Origin of the sequence: Paraburkholderia sp. CNPSo 3272 (assembly GCF_024206495.1) — a bacterium.
In the GTDB taxonomy this organism is placed as follows: domain Bacteria; phylum Pseudomonadota; class Gammaproteobacteria; order Burkholderiales; family Burkholderiaceae; genus Paraburkholderia.
Genome location: NZ_JAMBPQ010000020.1, coordinates 94,570 through 112,509 on the forward strand (window position 1 = coordinate 94,570; position 17,940 = coordinate 112,509).

12 protein-coding genes are annotated in these 17,940 nt (G+C 66.1%); 7 read left to right on the plus strand and 5 right to left on the minus strand.

Annotated features, from left to right (window positions below):
• Positions 1-11 precede the first annotated feature (11 nt).
• The gene (locus M3I53_RS23185; protein WP_254318172.1) at positions 12-1,112 is read right to left on the minus strand and encodes an aldose epimerase family protein; all 1,101 of its coding nucleotides are present in this window, start codon (positions 1,110-1,112) and stop codon (positions 12-14) included.
• A 58-nt stretch (positions 1,113-1,170) separates the two neighbouring features.
• On the minus strand, positions 1,171-2,382 hold the full coding sequence (locus M3I53_RS23190; RefSeq protein WP_254318173.1) for a DNA-binding transcriptional regulator: 1,212 nt from the start codon (positions 2,380-2,382) through the stop codon (positions 1,171-1,173).
• Positions 2,383-2,692: 310 nt separating this feature from the next.
• Between M3I53_RS23190 and xylA the strand changes: the two genes are divergently transcribed.
• From xylA to M3I53_RS23215, 5 genes are all read left to right on the plus strand, one after another.
• Positions 2,693-4,015, plus strand: coding sequence for a xylose isomerase (gene xylA / locus M3I53_RS23195; protein WP_254318174.1), 1,323 nt, complete (start codon positions 2,693-2,695; stop codon positions 4,013-4,015).
• 102 nt (positions 4,016-4,117) lie between these two features.
• Positions 4,118-5,608 (plus strand): xylulokinase, encoded by a 1,491-nt coding sequence (gene xylB, locus M3I53_RS23200; protein ID WP_254318175.1) that lies wholly within the window; start codon positions 4,118-4,120, stop codon positions 5,606-5,608.
• Positions 5,609-5,803: 195 nt separating this feature from the next.
• The gene (xylF, locus tag M3I53_RS23205; RefSeq protein ID WP_254318176.1) at positions 5,804-6,832 is read left to right on the plus strand and encodes a D-xylose ABC transporter substrate-binding protein; all 1,029 of its coding nucleotides are present in this window, start codon (positions 5,804-5,806) and stop codon (positions 6,830-6,832) included.
• Between the two features lie 93 nt (positions 6,833-6,925).
• Positions 6,926-8,479, plus strand: a complete 1,554-nt coding sequence (gene xylG / locus M3I53_RS23210; RefSeq protein ID WP_254318177.1) for a D-xylose ABC transporter ATP-binding protein — start codon at positions 6,926-6,928, stop codon at positions 8,477-8,479.
• Positions 8,476-9,675, plus strand: coding sequence for a sugar ABC transporter permease (locus tag M3I53_RS23215; protein ID WP_254318178.1), 1,200 nt, complete (start codon positions 8,476-8,478; stop codon positions 9,673-9,675). Before xylG ends, M3I53_RS23215 begins: the two co-directional genes overlap by 4 nt.
• Before the next feature lie 196 nt (positions 9,676-9,871).
• Here the strand turns inward: M3I53_RS23215 and M3I53_RS23220 are convergent, their stop codons facing one another.
• A complete protein-coding gene (locus M3I53_RS23220) occupies positions 9,872-10,165 on the minus strand; it encodes a hypothetical protein (protein WP_254318179.1) in 294 nt (97 codons plus the stop codon).
• Here M3I53_RS23220 and M3I53_RS23225 point away from each other — a divergent pair.
• Positions 10,164-13,016 carry an ATP-dependent Clp protease ATP-binding subunit gene (locus tag M3I53_RS23225; protein ID WP_254318180.1) on the plus strand — a complete coding sequence of 951 codons (2,853 nt, stop codon included), beginning with the start codon at positions 10,164-10,166 and terminating at the stop codon, positions 13,014-13,016. The genes M3I53_RS23220 and M3I53_RS23225 overlap by 2 nt on opposite strands.
• Positions 13,017-13,092: 76 nt before the next feature.
• Here the strand turns inward: M3I53_RS23225 and M3I53_RS23230 are convergent, their stop codons facing one another.
• Together M3I53_RS23230 and M3I53_RS23235 are read right to left on the minus strand one after the other, a co-directional pair.
• Positions 13,093-15,384 (minus strand): ATP-dependent DNA helicase, encoded by a 2,292-nt coding sequence (locus M3I53_RS23230; RefSeq protein ID WP_254318181.1) that lies wholly within the window; start codon positions 15,382-15,384, stop codon positions 13,093-13,095.
• The gene (locus M3I53_RS23235; RefSeq protein ID WP_254318182.1) at positions 15,381-17,132 is read right to left on the minus strand and encodes a VRR-NUC domain-containing protein; all 1,752 of its coding nucleotides are present in this window, start codon (positions 17,130-17,132) and stop codon (positions 15,381-15,383) included. Before M3I53_RS23235 ends, M3I53_RS23230 begins: the two co-directional genes overlap by 4 nt.
• A 121-nt stretch (positions 17,133-17,253) precedes the next feature.
• On the opposite strand from M3I53_RS23235, the gene M3I53_RS23240 reads away from it, so the two are divergent.
• Positions 17,254-17,832, plus strand: a complete 579-nt coding sequence (locus tag M3I53_RS23240; protein ID WP_254318183.1) for a hypothetical protein — start codon at positions 17,254-17,256, stop codon at positions 17,830-17,832.
• The last annotated feature ends 108 nt before the right edge of the window (positions 17,833-17,940 follow it).

Sequence of the window (17,940 nt, forward strand, 5' to 3'; positions counted from 1 at the left end):
GGCGCCCGGCATCAGGCGAGCACGCTCACGCGGTATTGCGTGAGTTGCCGATAGGTCTTGCCGGGCTGCAGCACCACTTCGTCGCAGGCGGGCGCTTCCATGTTGATCTGGTTCGGGAAGCCGCCCGCTTCGAGGCACAGCCCCGCATAGCGCGCACACGGTGCGCCGCGGCGTCCCGGCTGCCCCTCGAGATAATTCCCCGTATAAAGCTGCAGGCCCCGCTGGTCGGTCGAGACGGCAAGCTCGCGTCCGCTGCCCGGCTCGTAGACGCGCGCCACCGGACGCACGGGCCATCGCCCCGACGCGGCGTGCAGCGTGCCCGCCGTGCTCTCTGGCGCGCGCAGCACGTAACAGTGGTCGAAACCGCGTGCGCGCTCGAGCTGGGCGTGCGGCCAGTCGAGCCGCGCGCCGAGCGGCGCGCCATGGCGGAAGTCGAAGGCGCTGCCCGAGACGTCGGCAATGCGCACGGGAATCAACTGCGCATCGACTTCGAGGAAGGCGTCCGCGTCGATCGTCAGCACGTGGCCCCGAATGTCCGGGCTCACCTCGCCGGAGAGGTTGAAGTAGCCGTGGCTCGTGAGATTCAGCGGCGTAGGCGCGTCGGTCACGCCCTCGTATTCGAGCGTCAGCGTGCCGTCGTCGTCGAGGATATAGCGCACCTGCACGCTCACGTTGCCCGGAAAGCCGCCGTCGCCTTCGGGCGAGTCGAGCCGCAGCACCAGCGAGCCCCGATCCTCTTCCACCTGCCACATCTGTCGATGAAAGCCGTTCGCGCCGCCGTGCAGCAGATTGCCGTTCTCATTGCGATCGAGCGCATAGTCGATGCCGTCCAGCGTGAAATGCGCGCCGGCGATGCGGTTGGCCCAGCGCCCGACCAGGCCGCCCATGTAGGTGGTGGCCGTGAGATAGTCCGCGGGCGTGTCGTGGCCGAGCATGATGTCCGCGAGGCGGCCGGCGCGATCGGGCGCGAGCCATGAGACGAGCGTGGCGCCGAGGTCGCTGACTGTCACCTTCATGCCCTGCGCGTTGCGCAGCGTGTAGAGCCGCACGGCGTCGCCGCCGGGCAGGGCGCCCCACGGTTCGGAAGTCAGATGGGCAGCAAGAGTGTTCATGAGGTGAAGGGAGCGTATGAAGAAAGCGTGATTGTCCGGGATGGCCGAAGCCGCTTCATCAAGTGGACACGCGTGGGCCCGAAGCGTTCGCGACACTGTCCTGATATTCGCGCGGCGTGCATCCCAGTTCGCGCCGGAATACGGCATACATGTACTGCAGCGAGGTGAATCCGCAGCGGATCGCCACCTCCGCGCTCGAGGCGTCGCGGCTTGCGAGCATCGCGCGGGCGGCGTCGAGCTTGTGGCGCAGGATTTCCTGGTGGACCGTGCACTGCAGTTCACGCCGGAAATATTCCTCCAGCGACGAGCGCGAGACCCCCACGTAGTCGGCCACCTGCTCGGTCTTGATGCCCTGACAAGCGTACTGCCGGATGAAGTGGCGTGCACGCATGACATGCGGGCTCGACAGCGGTTCGTGCCGGGTCGATTCGAGCACATTGATGCCCACGGGCGGGACCAGAATGCGCTGGCCCGGAAAGCGTGCCCCGCGCAGCATCTGGTGCAGCAGGTGGGCGGCGGTCTTGCCCATTTCTTCCGTGCCCTGAATGACCGACGAGAGCGGAATGCGGGTGAGCGTACGAGTGAGCGGATCGTTGTCGATGCCGATGATCGCCACCTGCTCGGGCACGGCAATGCCGTGAATCAGACACGCCTGCAACAAATGCCGCGCCCGCGCGTCGGTCACCGCGATCACGCCCACGGGCTTGGGCAGGCTGTGCAGCCAGACGCTCAACTGCTCGATGGCCTGGTTCCAGGCGCTGGCGCTGGTGGCCTGGCCCCGGTAAATCGGCGCCTGTACGCCTTCTTCCCGGGCGAGCGCCTCGAACGCCAGTTCGCGCTCCTGCGCCCAGCGGTTTTCCTGCGCGACGGGCAGGCTGTACATCGCGAGATTCGGCAGGCCCGCGCCGATCAGATGCGTCCACGCGAGAGAGACCAGCTTGCGGTTGTCGGTTGCGATATAGGGCACGTCGGCCGGGTAATGGGCGGCGTCTTCGAACGACGAGCCCACGGCGACCACCGGGAGGGGGCAGCCGCGCAGGGCGTCGGCCACGTCGGGGTCGTCGAAGTCGGCGATGATGCCGTCCCCGTCGAAGCGTTCGATGCCCGCGAGGCGGCAGCGGAAGTCTTCCTCGAGAAAGAGATCCCACGCGACGCGCGTGGAGCGCAGATAGTGGCCAATCCCCGCAATGATCTCGCGGTCGTACACCTTATTCGCGTTGAAAAGCAGCGCGATGCGGTGAGGCGTCTGGGAAGCGGGGGCGCGGGTCATATGTGTCGGCGGTCGTTCGCCCGGCGCGGATCGCCGGCGCAAGACCGCCATGTCTCCAGTTCGGGCGCAGTGCGCGCGAAGGTGCACCGCGCTACGATGTCTTTGGCGCCTGCGGCGCGTCGTTTTAAGCGTCCGGTTATTTTAGGCCCACATTGGGGTTCGCGGGCAGCCCGACCGCGCCCGTCGGCAGGAAACGTTAAAGGTCTCACGCAATTTCGCAATTGCCGCGCTTTGCACGTCGCGGGCAGTATGGCGTCACACAGAGGGATGCACGCTGCGCCGCTGCGCTGCAACAAACATTGGAGACATCATGTCGTATTTCGAACATATCCCCGCCATTCGATACGAAGGCCCGCAGTCGGACAATCCGCTTGCGTACCATCACTACGACCGTACCAAAAAGGTGCTTGGCAAGACGCTCGAAGAGCATTTGCGCATTGCGGTGTGCTACTGGCATTCGTTCGTCTGGCCCGGCAACGATATCTTCGGGCAGGGTGCGTTTCACCGCCCGTGGCAGCAGCCCGGCGACGCCATGGAGCGCGCGCACCAGAAGGCCGACGCGGCGTTCGAGTTTTTCTCGAAGCTAGGCACACCTTATTACACGTTCCACGACACCGATGTCGCTCCCGAAGGCAAGGACCTGAAGGACTACACGGAAAACTTCAAGCGCATGGTCGACTACCTCGGCGAGCGCCAGCAGGCGAGCGGTGTGAAACTGCTCTGGGGCACCGCCAACCTGTTTTCGAATCCGCGCTACGCTGGCGGCGCCGCCACCAACCCCAACCCCGAAGTCTTCGCCTACGCGGCCACTCAGGTTTGTCACGCGCTCGACGCGACGCGCAAGCTGGGCGGCGAGAACTACGTGCTGTGGGGCGGCCGCGAAGGCTATGACACGCTGCTCAATACCGACCTCAAGCGCGAGCGCGAGCAGTTCGCACGCTTCCTTTCGATGGTGGTCGAGCACAAGCACCGCACCGGCTTCACCGGCACGCTGCTGATCGAGCCGAAGCCGCAGGAGCCGACTAAGCACCAGTACGACTACGATGTTGCGACGGTGCACGGCTTCCTCACGCAATACGGTCTGCAAAACGAAATCCGCGTGAATATCGAGGCCAATCACGCGACGCTCGCGGGCCACTCGTTCCATCACGAAATCGCGACTGCGTTCGCGCTGGGCGTGTTCGGCAGCGTCGACGCGAATCGCGGCGACCCGCAAAACGGCTGGGATACGGACCAGTTCCCGAACAGCGTCGAAGAACTGACGCTCGCGTTCTACGAGATCCTGCGCCACGGCGGCTTTACCACGGGCGGCATGAACTTCGACGCGAAGGTGCGCCGCGCGAGCAGCGATCCGGAAGACATGTTCTATGGTCACGTGGGTGCGATCGACGTGCTCGCGCTGGCGCTCGAGCGCGGCGCGGCGCTCGTCGAAAACGACCGGCTCGAGCAGTTCCGCAGTCAGCGTTATGCGGGCTGGGACAGCGAGTTTGGCCGCAAGATTCTCGCGGGCGGCTATTCGCTATCGTCGCTCGCCGCCGACGCACTCTCGCACGGCATGAATCCGCAGCACGCGAGCGGCCACCAGGAGCGGCTCGAGAATGTCGTGAACCAGGCCATCTACGGCCAGCGCTAGCGGCGCCACGGCGCGCGAAAAAACATTAGCGCGCGCCGTCAAATTCGCAATTGCGCCGTTTGCCGTTGAAGGCAAACTGACGCAAAAAGTCAGGACGGAGACATGTTCATCGGTATCGACCTCGGCACGTCGGGCGTGAAGGCGGTGCTGCTCGACCGCGCGGGCGATGTGCTCGGCAGCGCGAGCGCGCCGCTCACCGTGAGCCGGCCGCAGCCGCGCTGGTCCGAACAGGCGCCGCAAGACTGGTGGCTTGCCACGCAGAGCGCATTGCGCGCGCTCCTCGACGAGGCGCGCGGGCGCGGCATCGACCCGGCACGCATCGAGGCGCTCGGCCTGACCGGCCAGATGCACGGCGCGACGCTGCTCGACGCGCAGGGGGAGGTGCTTCGTCCCGCCATTCTGTGGAACGACGGTCGTTCGGATACCGAATGTATCGAACTGGAACGCGCGGTACCGCAGTTGCACGCCATCGCAGGCAATCTCGCGATGCCGGGCTTCACGGCGCCGAAGCTGCTCTGGGTGCGCAAGCACGAGCCGGAAATCTTCGCGCGCATCGCGCACGTACTGTTGCCGAAGGACTATTTGCGCTGGCTGCTCACGGGCGTGTTCGCCACCGATCCGTCCGATGCCGCCGGCACGCTATGGCTCGATATTGCGAAGCGCGACTATAGCGACACGCTGCTTTCGGCGTGCGACCTCAGGCGCGCACAGATGCCGGACGTTTTCGAAGGCAACCAGGTGACCGGTACGCTACGGCCCGAACTCGCGCGCCAATTCGGCCTGCGCGAAATTCCGGTTGTGGCGGGCGGCGGCGACAACGCAGCGGGCGCCGTGGGCGTGGGCATCGTGCGGCCTGGCGACGCGATGCTGTCGCTCGGCACTTCCGGTGTCTATTTCGCGGTCTCCGACGGCTTTCTTGCCAATCCCGATTCCGCGGTGCACAGCTTCTGCCATGCGTTGCCGCACACGTGGCACTTGATGTCCGTGATGCTCAACGCGGCCAGTTGCCTCGACTTCACGGCGCAGTTGACGGGTTACGAAAGCGTCGCCGCGTTGCTCGCCGATGCGCAAGCGAACTCGAACGCCGAGCGCGACGCGCGCCGGCCGTGGTTCCTGCCGTATCTGAGCGGCGAGCGCACGCCGCACAACAACGTCAACGCGAAGGGCGTGTTCTACGGCATGACCCCGCAGACATCGCGCGCCGATCTCGCCAACGCAACGCTTGAAGGCGTGGGTTTCGCGCTGCTAGACGGCATGGATGCGTTGCATGCGGCGGGGCTCGTGCCGGACACCATCACCGTAATCGGCGGCGGCTCGCGCAGCGCCTGGTGGACGCAGATGCTCGCCGATATCAGCGGCCGTGCGCTCACGCTGCGCGCGGGCGGCGAGGTGGGGCCGGCGCTGGGCGCCGCACGGCTCGCGCATCTCGCGCTCGAACCGGGCGCGAAGCTCGACGAAGTGTGCCCGCAGCCGCCCGTGCTGGCGATTCGCGAACCTGACGCCGCACGCCACGCCTGGTATCGCGAGGCGCGCCGTCCGACCTTTAGCGCGCTGTATCGCGCGCTCGAACCGGTTTTCGCCACCGGCGCCTGACCAGCGGCGCCGGCGAAGGAAAAACTGCACGGCCAGTGTAGTCGTGCAGCTGATTAGTCGTCCTACAGTTATACCGCACGCTGTGCCGTTTCGCGTGTGTTCCGCAATGATATCGGCAACACCCTGAAAACCATCGCCGCGGCGGCGACGCGTTCGCGCGCGCCTGCGCACCGGCATCAAGAGGAGTATGGAGACATGAATTTTGCCAAACGTCGTTCGGTTCTGAGTTCGCTCGTATGCGGGGCCGTGCTCGCGAGCCTGTCGCTTGCTGCACCGCTCGCGCACGCGAGCAAGGATCATCCGGAGATCGGCTTCTGTATCGACGACCTGCGTGTCGAGCGCTGGTCGCGCGACCGCGACTACTTCGTCGCCGCCGCGGAAAAGATGGGCGCGAAGGTGTCGGTGCAGTCGGCGGACGCGAGCGAAGAGCGTCAGGTCTCGCAGATCGAAAACCTCATCTCGCGCGGCGTGGACGTGATCGTGATCGTGCCGTTCAACTCGAAGGCGCTCACCAATGTCGTTGCCGAAGCGAAGAAGGCAGGCATCAAGGTCGTTTCGTATGACCGCCTGATTCTCGACGCCGATATCGACGGGTACATCTCGTTCGACAACGAGAAGGTGGGCGAACTCCAGGCGAAGGGCGTCTACGACGCGCAGCCCAAGGGCAATTACTTCCTGCTGGGCGGCGCGCCCACCGACAACAACGCGAAGATGCTGCGCGAAGGACAACTGAAGGTCCTCAAGCCTGCTATCGATCGCGGCGACATCAAGGTGGTCGGGCAGCAGTGGGTGCCGGAGTGGAGCGCTTCGACGGCGCTGCGCATCATGGAAGACGCGCTCACCGCGAACAACAACAAGATCGACGCAGTCGTCGCCTCGAACGACGGCACGGCGGGCGGGGCGATCCAGGCGCTCGCCGCGCAGCATCTTGCGGGCAAGGTGCCCGTGTCGGGCCAGGACGCCGACCTCGCGGCAGTCAAGCGCGTGGTGACGGGCACGCAGACGATGACGGTCTACAAGCCGCTCAAGCTCATCGCGGGCGAAGCCGCGAAGCTCGCGGTCGATCTCGCGAAGGGCCAGAAGCCTGCGTACAACGCGCAGTACGACAACGGCAAGAAGAAAGTCGATACGGTGCTGCTGCAGCCGACGCTGCTCACGAAGAGCAACGTGGACGTCGTCGTGAAGGACGGCTTCTATACGCAGGCGCAACTGGCAAGCCAGTAACGCTTATGGCCTGACGGCCCGCGCGCGCCAGCAGCGTGGTCACGAATGTGGCCACTGCGGCGCGCGCGGGCCATCGCAGCGAGTAACCAGCGTATGACCGAACCCTTGTTGACGATGCGCGGCATCGTCAAGTCCTTTGCGGGCGTGAAAGCGCTCGACGGCATCGACCTCACGGTGCGGCCCGGCGAATGCGTGGGCCTGTGCGGCGAGAACGGCGCCGGCAAATCCACGCTCATGAAAGTGCTCTCGGGCGTGTACCCGCACGGCACCTGGAGCGGCGAAATCCGTTGGGAAGGCGCGCCGCTCGAAGCGCAAAGCGTACGCGACACCGAACGCGCGGGCATCGTCATCATCCACCAGGAGCTGATGCTCGTGCCCGAGCTGTCTGTGGCCGAGAACATCTTTCTCGGCAACGAAATCACGCTGCCGGGCGGGCGCATGAATTACGCGGCGATGTACCAGCGCGCCGACGAATTGCTGCGCGAGTTGAACATCGACGCCATCAACGTGGCGCAGCCGGTGATGAACTATGGCGGCGGCCATCAACAGCTCATCGAGATCGCGAAGGCGCTGAACAAGCGCGCGAAGCTGCTGATTCTCGACGAGCCGTCGTCCTCGCTCACGGCGGCGGAAACGAAGATCCTGCTCGATATCGTGCGCGACCTGAAGCGCCGCGGCGTGGCTTGCGTCTACATCTCGCACAAGCTCGACGAGGTCGAAGCCGTGTGCGACACGGTGAGCGTGATTCGCGACGGCCGTCACGTGGCCACCGAGCCCATGGCGACGCTCACCACCGACCGCATCATCGCGCAGATGGTGGGGCGCGAGATCCGCAATCTCTTTCCGCGCGAGCCTCATGATGTTGGCGAGGTCGTATTCGAGGCCCGCAACGTGACCTGCTACGACGTGACGAACCCGCGCCGCAAACGCGTGGACGACATCTCTTTCTCGGTGCGTCGCGGTGAGATCGTGGGCGTGGCTGGCCTCGTCGGCGCAGGCCGCACGGAAACGATGCAGGCGATCTTCGGTGCGTATGCGGGCACATGCACGGCGACGGTCCTGCTCGAAGGCAAGCCGCTGAAAATCCGCTCGCCGCTCGACGCGATCAACGCGGGCATCGCCATGGTGCCCGAGGACCGCAAGCGCCACGGCATCGTGCCGCAACTGGGCGTGGGCCACAACATCACGCTCTCGGTGCTGCAGCGTTTTTCGAGGCACGGACGCATCGACACGGCCGCCGAATTCGATACGATCCGCACGGAAATGCAACGCCTCTCGGTGCGCGCGGCGAACCCGATGCTGTCGATTGCGAGCCTCTCCGGCGGCAATCAGCAGAAAGCGGTGCTCACCAAGATGCTGCTCACCGACCCCAAAGTGCTGATCCTCGACGAACCGACGCGCGGCGTGGACGTCGGCGCGAAGTACGAGATCTATAAGCTGATCTTCCAGTTGGCCAAACGCGGCGTGGCGATCGTGATGGTGTCGTCCGAATTGCCCGAAGTGCTGGGCATCAGCGACCGCGTGCTCGTGATCGGCGAGGGCGAGTTGCGCGGCGACTTCGTCAATGACGACCTCACGCAGGAAGACATTCTTGGCGCGGCGATCCAGAGCGTGCGCGCCCAACCCGATACAGCGAGTGCAGTATGACCCCCGACGTCACGACCCAGGGCGCACGCGAAGACCTGCCGCAAGGCGGTAATGGCTTCGCCATGCGTTTCCAGCAACTCTTCGCGCGCTACAAGATCCTCGCGCTGCTGCTCGCAGTAGCCGTGATCTGGCTGTTCTTTTCGCTGCTCACGCATGGCGCGTTCGTCACGCCGCGCAACGTGTCTAACCTGCTGCGGCAGATGTCGATCACCGGGATGCTCGCGTGCGGCATGGTGTTCGTCATCATCGCGGGCGAGATCGATCTTTCAGTCGGCTCGCTGCTCGGCCTGCTCGGCGGCGTCGCGGCGATTCTCGACGTGAATCGCGGCTGGCCCATCGGCGTAACCGTGCCGGCGGTGCTCGTGCTCGGCGTGCTCGTCGGTCTCTTCAACGGCTGGTGGTCGACGTACCGCCGCGTGCCGTCGTTCATCGTGGGTCTCGGCGGCATGCTCGCGTTTCGCGGCGTGCTTCTCGGCATCACGGGCGGCTCGACCATCGCGCCGGTGTCCGATCACTTCGTGTTTCTCGGCCAGGGCTACTTGCCGCGCGTGGCGGGCGACGTGCTGGCGCTCGCGCTCTTTGTGCTGCTCGCCGTCCTCACCGTGCGCCAGCGTGCGAACCGCAGGCGCTATCAGCTGAGCGTCGTGCCGCTCTGGCAAGACGGCGTGAAGATCGTCGGCGCGGGCGCGATCCTGCTTGCCTTCGTGCTGATGCTCGACAGCTATGGCGGCATTCCGGTGCCGGTGCTGCTGCTGCTCGCGCTGCTCGGTATCTTCACATGGATCGCCACGCAAACCGTGTTCGGCCGGCGCATCTACGCGGTGGGCTCGAACCTCGAAGCCACGCGTCTTTCGGGCGTCAACACGAACCGGGTGAAACTCGCTATTTTCGCGCTCATGGGCCTCATGTGTGCATTCGCGGGCATCGTCAATACGGCGCGGCTCGCGGCGGGTTCGCCCTCGGCGGGCACCATGGGCGAACTCGACGCGATCGCGGCCTGCTTTATCGGCGGCACGTCGATGCGCGGCGGTTCGGGCACCGTGTATGGCGCGCTGATCGGCGCACTCGTGATGGCGAGCCTCGACAACGGCATGTCGATGCTCGACGTGGACGCTTATTGGCAGATGATTGTGAAGGGCGGCATTCTCGTGCTTGCCGTGTGGATCGACGTGGTGTCGGGCTCGAACCGCCGCTGAGAAGCGTGGCGCACACGATTGCAAACCTGCTGGCGCCGCGCAAATCATGACCGTGTTCTTGCATCGCGCGTGACACCGCGACGTATCGCTCGCGGATGACTGCCACGCGCAGCTGCTCTCCTCGCGCGCCCCGAGCGCGCTCTCAGGGCGGGACGCATGTCCCGCCCTTTTTCTTCACTGTGCCCGCTCGAGCATCTCACGCCGAGCGGCGCATGTTCGACGCGCCGGCGATCGTTTCCTGCCACAATCGTTCGCACCTGTGCAGGGCGGTATACGCACGCGAAATGTGCGCGAACCATGCCGTCCGCAAGGTCATCGTCAGCCTCAGCACCGCGTCGTAGTGCTCCAGCGCGTGCTCGCCGATTTGTCGCTTTGCTGGTGCAACCGCTGCGCGAGCGGTCGCGTTGCACCGAATCATGCCGCGAGGTTGTGCCAGCCTTTTGCCCACTTCGGCGGCGCGATTCCGATCCTCCGGAGACAAGCCGACCATGCCCACTCTTTGCGAAATCTGTAATACCCGGCCTGCAGTCGCGCGCGTGACTGTCGTGCAGAACGGGCAACGCAAGTCCATGTCGATCTGCGACTACGACTACCGCCAACTGATGCGTCACCAAAGCATGCTCAACCCGTTCGATTCGCTGCTGGGCGGCAGCGGCCTGTCGCGCTTTTTCGGCGGACAAGGCGGCGAGGACGAGCACGACGACGAGGGGCACGACCTCGCCGCCGAGGTGCCGCGCGAATCCGTCGACGCGACCGATGCATTCAGCGAGCAGACGCTCGAGATCCTGCAGCGCGCCGCGGAAAAAGCCCACGAATTGCAGCGCAACGAACTCGACACGGAACACCTGCTGTACGTACTGGCGGACACCGATGTTTGCGCCGCACTCCTGAAGGAGTTGAAGCTCTCGCCGCAGGACATCAAAAGCTATATCGATCAGCATGCGCAAAAGGGCACGGCTTCGCCCGACGCGCCCATCGACAAGATGACGATTTCGCCGCGCCTGAAGAAGGCGTTTCAGTTCGCGTTTCAGGCATCGCGCGATCTCGGCCACTCGTACGTCGGCCCCGAGCATCTGCTGATCGGTCTCGCCGCAGTGCCCGACAGCATCGCGGGCGCGCTGCTCAAGAAGTACGGCGTGACGCCCGAGGCGCTGCGCCAGAAGGTCGTGAAGGTCGTGGGCAAGGGCGCGGAAGATGGCCGCGTGGATGCGCCTACGGGCACGCCCACGCTCGACAAGTTCGGCCGCGACCTGACGGCCATGGCGCGGCAAGGCAAGCTCGATCCGGTGCTGGGTCGCGCGCAGGAAATCGAGAGCACGATCGAAGTGCTCGCGCGGCGCAAGAAGAACAACCCGGTGCTGATCGGCGAGCCGGGCGTGGGCAAGACCGCTATCGTGGAAGGGCTCGCACAGCGCATCGTCAACGGCGACGTGCCCGAGGTGCTGCGCGGCAAGCGGCTCGTGGAGGTCAACATCAATTCGATGGTCGCGGGCGCGAAATACCGCGGCGAGTTCGAGGAACGCGCGAAGCAACTGATCGACGAGGTGAGCGCGAAGCACGACGAACTGATTCTCTTCATCGACGAATTGCACACCATCGTCGGCGCGGGGCAGGGCGGCGGCGAAGGCGGCCTCGACATTGCCAACGTGCTGAAGCCCGCACTGGCGCGCGGCGAGCTGAGTCTCATCGGCGCCACGACGCTGAACGAATATCAAAAGTACATCGAGAAGGACGCTGCGCTCGAACGGCGCTTTCAGCCCGTGCTCGTGCCGGAGCCTACGGTCGAGCAAACCATCGTGATCCTGCGCGGCCTGCGCGACAAGCTCGAAGCCCACCATCAGGTGACCTTCGCCGACGACGCCTTCGTGGCCGCCGCCGAGCTATCGGATCGCTATATCACGTCGCGCTTCCTGCCCGACAAGGCGATCGATCTCATCGATCAGGCCGCCGCCCGCGTGCGTATCGGCTCGACCTCGCGTCCCGCAGAGATGCAGGAACTCGAAGCGGAGATCGCGCAGCTCAAGCGCGAGCAGGACTACGCGGCTTCGCGCAAGCGCTTCGACGAGGCCAAGGGCTTCGAGGAGCGCATCAACGACAAGCAGGAAAAGCTCGAAGAGCTGACCGAGGCGTGGCAGCGCAAGACGGGTTCGGAAACGCTCGAAGTCACGGTGGCGTCGATTGCGGAGGTCGTGTCGCGGCTCACCGGCATTCCGGTCGCGGATCTCACCCAGGAAGAGCGCCAGAAGCTGCTCAAGATGGAAGAGACGCTGCGCGAGCGCGTGGTAGGCCAGCAGGATGCCGTGGTTGCCGTGAGCGACGCCGTGCGTCTTTCGCGCGCCGGTCTTGGCCAGTCGAACCGGCCGATCGCGACGTTTCTGTTCCTCGGTCCGACCGGCGTAGGCAAGACCGAACTCGCGAAGGCGCTGGCGGAAACCGTGTTCGGCGACGAGCAGGCCATCATCCGCATCGACATGAGCGAGTACATGGAGCGTCATGCGGTGGCGCGGCTCATCGGCGCGCCGCCGGGCTACGTGGGCTACGAGGAGGGCGGTCAGCTTACCGAGCGCGTGCGGCGCCGCCCGTACAGCGTGATTCTGCTCGACGAGATCGAGAAGGCGCACGCCGACGTCTACAACGTGCTGCTGCAGGTGTTCGACGACGGTCGCTTAACGGACGGCAAAGGCCGCGTGGTCGACTTCAGCAACACGATACTGATCGCCACGAGCAACCTGGGCGCGTCGATCATCATGGACAATCTCGAGCGCCCGGAGAAGTCGCGCCTCGACGACAAGACGATCCGTGCCGAACTCATGAAGGTGCTCAAGGGCCACTTTCGGCCCGAGTTCCTCAATCGCATCGATGAAATCATCGTGTTTCATGCGCTCTCGCGCGAGAACATCCGCGCGATCGTGCAGATCCAGCTCGAGCGCGTCACGCGCACGGCGGCCGCGCAGGGCATCACGCTTTTGATGGGTCAGACGCTCGTCGATCATCTCGTGGAGGCCGGCTATCAGCCGGAGTTCGGCGCGCGCGAACTCAAACGGCAGATTCGTCAGGAAGTGGAAACGCGTCTTGCCAAAGAGATACTCGGCGACGCGCTGCAGTCGGGCGATACCGTCGAGATCGGCTACGACAAGACGAACGACGAAGTCACGATCAGCAAGATCGCCGTGCCGCCCGACGTGAAGGAGAGCAAGCTGCCGAAGAAGGCGAAGAAAGCGGCGACTCCGCCTGTCGACGAAATTGCGAGTGAACTAGCCTCCGACGACATGGAAGGCGACCCACCGCCGCCGCCTCCGAAGAAGAGCGGCAAGGGTGGGGGCAAGGCGAAGCCCACTTGATCGAGTGGAGCAACGGCTGGCGCACCGCAACGCGCGCCAGCTCTTTAATGTCATGATTAATGCGGAGGAATCCAGACTAACTGGCGGCGATGCGCCACCACGTCGGCAGCAGCGCGCGTACGCCGGGCTGTGCGAAGCGGTCGTCCAGCAGATGCACGACGCCGCGATCGTCCTCGGTGCGAATCACGCGCCCGGCGGCCTGCACGACTTTGCGCAGGCCCGGGATCAGGTACGTGTAGTCGAAGCCGTCGCCGTAGAGCGTATCCATGCGTGCGCGCATCGCCTCGTTCACGGCGTTCACCTGCGGCATGCCAAGCGTCGCGATGAACGTGCCGATGAGGCGCGTACCGGGCAGATCGATGCCTTCGCCGAACGCGCCGCCCAGCACCGCGAAACCGATGCCGCAGCCGCCTTCCACGAAGCGCGCGACGAAGGCCTGCTGGTCTGCCTCGTCCATGGTGCGCGACTGGAGCCAGACCTTCACCTCCGGATGGCGCGCCGCAAACGCGTCGGCGGCTTGCTGCAGATAGTCGTAGCTGCTGAAGAAGCACAGATAGTTGCCTGGGCGCTCGGCAAATTGCGCGGCCACGCGCCCAACCAGCGCTTCGAGCGAACGTTCGCGGTCCTTATAGCGCGTCGAGATATGGCGGGCGATGTGGACATCGAGCTGCTCGCCGCGAAACGGCGTGTCGATGTCGATGCTCACCGTGTTCGCAGGCAGGCCGAGCATGTCGCTGTAGTAATGCGTGGGCGAGAGCGTCGCGGAAAAGAGCGTGATGCTGTGTGCCGTGGCGATGCGTGGGCGCAAGGCGTCCGCCGGCACGATGTTGCGGATCGCGAGAGTGGAGCGAGGGCGGCGCGCGTTCTGATGCGCCAGTGGCGTGACGTCGAAGAGCGAATGCGTATCGAAGCGCTCGGCAATGCGCGTGAAGTGCAGTGCGTCGAAGTAGAAGCGCTCGAGTTCGGGGTCGCGCACGAGCGCGGGTTCGGCGAGCTGGTCGCCGATCGCCCCGATCACGTCGCCAAGCGCGGCGACGAGGCCTTCGGGCAAGGTCTCGCTCGCGCGCCAGGCTCCCGGCAGCACGGCGTTCTGTGCGTTCCAGTGCTTCTGCAGTCGCGCGAGCGCGCGCTTCAGTGGCGCGCTCGCGGCGCAGCGCAGGGTGTCGATGCGCGTTTGCACGAGTTCCGCCGAATACATCGCGCGGGCGCGCTCCGGGAGGTTGTGGGCTTCGTCCACGAGCACGCTCGCGCGCCACTGGTTGTGCGCGGCGAGCATAAAGAGCATGGCGCTCGCGTCGAACCAGTAGTTGTAGTCGCCGACGATCACGTCGCTCCAGCGCGCCAGCTCCTGGCCAAGGTAGTAGGGGCAGACGGCATGCTCGCTCGCGACATCGCGCAGTGCCGCGCGGTCGAGCCGCACGCGCTCGAGCGCCGCCGCGCGCGCGGCCGGCAGACGGTCGTAAAAGCCGCGCGCAAGCGGGCACGATTCGCCATGACATGCCGCTTCGGGATGCTCGCAAGACTTCTCGCGCGCAACGAGTTCGAGCACGCGCACGGGCACTTTCCTTCGTTGCGCATCGGCGCTTGCTTCGTCTTGTGCGCTTGTCAGCGTAGCCAGCGCATCGAGCGCCAACTGACGCCCTGAGCTTTTCGCGCTCAGAAAGAGGACCTTGTCGATCGCCGCGCGTGGGCAAGCCTTCAACTGCGGAAAGAGCGTGCCGATGGTTTTGCCGATGCCGGTAGGCGCCTGCGCGAGCAGACAGCGTCCCTGTGTCGCCGCGCGCCAGACGGCTTCGGCAAGATCGCGCTGGCCGTGCCGAAACTGCGGATGCGGCAGGCTCAGCGCGGCGAGCGCGGCGTCGCGTGCGGCGCGGTGGGCGTTTTCCTGGTCGGCCCATGCAACGAAGCGGCGGCATTGCGTTTCGAACGCGGCGCGCAGTTCCGACGCGCTCGCATGTTCGACGAGCGCCGTCTCGCGCCCCGAACCGATGTCGTAGTACACGAGCGCGAGTTCGAGCGTATCGAGGCCGAGTTTTTCGCACAGGAGCGCGCCGTAGACGCGCAACTGCGCCCAGTGCAGCGCGCGCTGATTCTCGCGCATCGCATCGAGGTCGCCGCGATAGGTCTTGAATTCTTCGAGCCTTCGGCGCGCGGGGTCGTAGCCGTCGGCGCGGCCGCGCACGCTCAGCGATTCGAACGTGCCGGAAAGCGCGACCTCGGTCTCGTAGCCGGGCGGCCGGCGCGCGGCGATGGCCGCGTGGCCGGCGCGGCCGTCGCTTGCGTCGGGCGAGGGCGTGAAGCGCAAGTCGAGGTCGCCGCGTTTCGCGGTGAACTCGCACAGCGTGCGCACGGCGACGGTGTAGCTCATGGCGCGCGCAGCGCCTCGGTGGCGTTGCCGTTCGCTTCGTCGGCTTCTTCGGCTGTGTCGGTCAGGTTGGGCCAACGCACCTGCAACACCGAAACCGGCATGCCGTGCTGCGCGCAATACGCAAGCCAGCGGCGCTGGTTGTCCTGCAGTCGGTCGCCGGGGCCTTTCACCTCGATCAATTCGTAGCGCCGCTCGTGTGGCCAGAAGCGCACGAGATCGGGCAGGCCCGAACGGTTGGCGACGGGTTCGCGCAATAGTCGCTCAAACCACAGACGTAGATGCGTGGCGGGGAAGCAGTCGAGGGCGAGCGCGAGCAGTTCGCCGCTCAGTGCGGGCCACGCGACGAACGGTGACTGGATGCCGGATTTTTCTGTGTAGCGCCGCAGAATCGAGTCGCGGTAGGCGTGCGTTTCGAGTTCGGCGAGACATGTTTCGAACTGCGAAGCACGGCGTGTGACGAAGTCGGCGGCGTGCAGGTCGGCGGGACCGCGCTGGAACGGATGGAAGAACGCGCCCGGCAGCGGCGCGAATAGCGCGGGCCAGCAGAGCAGGCCGAAGAGCGCGTTGATCAGCGTGTTCTCGACATAGAACACAGGCGCTTGCGGCGTGGCGAGCGCGATGCGCGCGGCTTGCTCGACGCGCAGTGCGCGAGGCGCCGCGGGCAGCGTGAGTTCGAGCTGCGCGAACCCCGGCTCGGCGCTCGTCTTCGATTTCGCCCGCGTGCGTGCGAGACGCCCGAGCGTACGCGCTGCGCGCTGCGCTTCCTCTTCGTTTGCTGGCGCATCGGCAATGGTCTGCGCGAGCGCCAGCGCTTCCTCGCGGCGGTTCAGCTGTTCGAGCACGCGCACGCGGCGGTAGCGCGATTCAGGATGGCCGCTGTCGAGATAAGCGCGCCACGCGAGTTCGGCTTCGCCCGCGCGCTCGGCGGCGAGCCCCGCGGCGTGACGCAGCTTGTCGTGGCGAGCGCGCAGCCACGCGTTGGCTTGCGTGCGCGCGGCCAGTGCGTCGAGCGCTTCGAGTGTTGCGGCGATGGTGTCGGCTGCGTGGAAGTCGAAGGCCTCGGCGGCGCTCTCGAGACCGTCGCGGCAATCGCGCAGCGCCAGATACACGTCGATGTCTTCGCGGCGCTGGAACGCGCGCGATGCGCGGTCGAAGGGCACGCTTTCGTAGCGAAAGACGCCGAGGTCGGCGAGCACGAATTCCGACCAGTCCTGATGCAGATTGCCGAAGAACATGAGGCGCAGGCGCTCGCAGAGCGGGGCGCTCGCGAACAGCAGCACGCTGTCGGGCGAGGCCGGGAACCACGCGTGCCAGTCGCGCGGCTCGGGCGCGCAGGCAGAGTGCGCATGGAGCGCCTCGAGCGTTGCCGCGCGCGTGGCGCGCGCTTCGAGCGCGACGCCCAGGCGCGCGGCGAGCGCCTGCAGTTCGGCTTTCGTGACGAGCGCGGCGAGCGCGGCGAGATCGAGCGCGGGCGCGTCGTCGAGCCAGGCCGCCGCGAGGAGCGGTGCCGCCGCCGCGCGCGGACAGCCGATCTCGGCGTACGCGAGGCGGCTCGCGCGGAAATGGGGTCCCTTGCGCATCAGCATGCGCACGAAGAGCGCGCGCGACGCTTGCGGCATCTGGGCGAAATCGTCGGCGAAGCGGCGCTCGGCGTCGTCGAACAGGTCGGCGCAGCGCGCATCGAGCCACGCTAGCGCACGTTCGAAGTTCGCGAGGTAGTAGAACGGATCGGGAGAGTCGGGAAGCACGCGCGGCACTGTACGGATATACAGCAGCGATGATAGCAGGGTCGCGCCTGGGCGCGAGCGCCGTCAGGGATTCCCCGCCCCGTACGCTACAATTGCCGCAGCCTGAAAATCGGATGATTCGATGAACACACGTAACGCCTGCTTCGCCGGCCTCGCGGCCGCCGTCACCCTGCTCGCGGGTTGCGCGGCGCAGTACCGCAACATCAGCACCTGCGAAGAGGCGATGCGTAGCCGCCTTGCCGAGACGACGCTCGGCGACCTGAAAGTCACGCATAGCGCGACGACGTATCGTGGGGCGCGCGTGGTGATCGAAGGTCAGCTCGAGCACGGTGCGGCGTCGGCCGCCGCGGCTGCCTCGGCGCCGTCCGCCTCGGCGGCTTCGGCCGCATCCGCGGCGTCGTCCGCCACGGCGCAGGGCGCCAACGAGGCGACCACGTTCACGGCGCCGACGGTGCAGGCGGCGGCGCTGCCCGGCACGATTTCGGTTCCCATCGCTCCGGTGGCCGAAGGCGGCGCGCCGGAGGGCGAGCCGACCACGCCGGTCGCGGCGCTGGTCGCGAAGCTCGGCATCAAGAAGGCCGTCGTCGCGCCGGCGGCCGCCGAGTGTACCTTCAACGAGTCGGGCCTCGCGACGTTCCGCTGGCTCGCGCCGCCGAAGCTCGCGAAGACCACACCCGACCCGAACGCCGCGAACGATTAAAACGAACGCACGCTGCTCGCCGTGGCGTTGCTACGTCGGCGCGTCGTTGGTGCAATCTGCGCTCATGAAGGCCTCGCAAGAGGCCTTCGTCATTTACGACTGGTGACC

Excerpts from the sequence above, each read along its gene's own strand:
- M3I53_RS23190 (WP_254318173.1), bottom strand. The coding sequence starts at position 2,382 with ATGACCCGCGCCCCCGCTTCCCAGACGCCTCACCGCATCGCGCTGCTT.
- M3I53_RS23230 (WP_254318181.1), bottom strand. The coding sequence starts at position 15,384 with ATGAGCTACACCGTCGCCGTGCGCACGCTGTGCGAGTTCACCGCGAAA.
- M3I53_RS23215 (WP_254318178.1), top strand. The coding sequence starts at position 8,476 with ATGACCCCCGACGTCACGACCCAGGGCGCACGCGAAGACCTGCCGCAA.
- xylA (WP_254318174.1), top strand. The coding sequence starts at position 2,693 with ATGTCGTATTTCGAACATATCCCCGCCATTCGATACGAAGGCCCGCAG.
- xylB (WP_254318175.1), top strand. The coding sequence starts at position 4,118 with ATGTTCATCGGTATCGACCTCGGCACGTCGGGCGTGAAGGCGGTGCTG.
- xylF (WP_254318176.1), top strand. The coding sequence starts at position 5,804 with ATGAATTTTGCCAAACGTCGTTCGGTTCTGAGTTCGCTCGTATGCGGG.
- M3I53_RS23225 (WP_254318180.1), top strand. The coding sequence starts at position 10,164 with ATGCCCACTCTTTGCGAAATCTGTAATACCCGGCCTGCAGTCGCGCGC.
- xylG (WP_254318177.1), top strand. The coding sequence starts at position 6,926 with ATGACCGAACCCTTGTTGACGATGCGCGGCATCGTCAAGTCCTTTGCG.
- M3I53_RS23185 (WP_254318172.1), bottom strand. The coding sequence starts at position 1,112 with ATGAACACTCTTGCTGCCCATCTGACTTCCGAACCGTGGGGCGCCCTG.
- M3I53_RS23220 (WP_254318179.1), bottom strand. The coding sequence starts at position 10,165 with ATGGTCGGCTTGTCTCCGGAGGATCGGAATCGCGCCGCCGAAGTGGGC.
- M3I53_RS23240 (WP_254318183.1), top strand. The coding sequence starts at position 17,254 with ATGAACACACGTAACGCCTGCTTCGCCGGCCTCGCGGCCGCCGTCACC.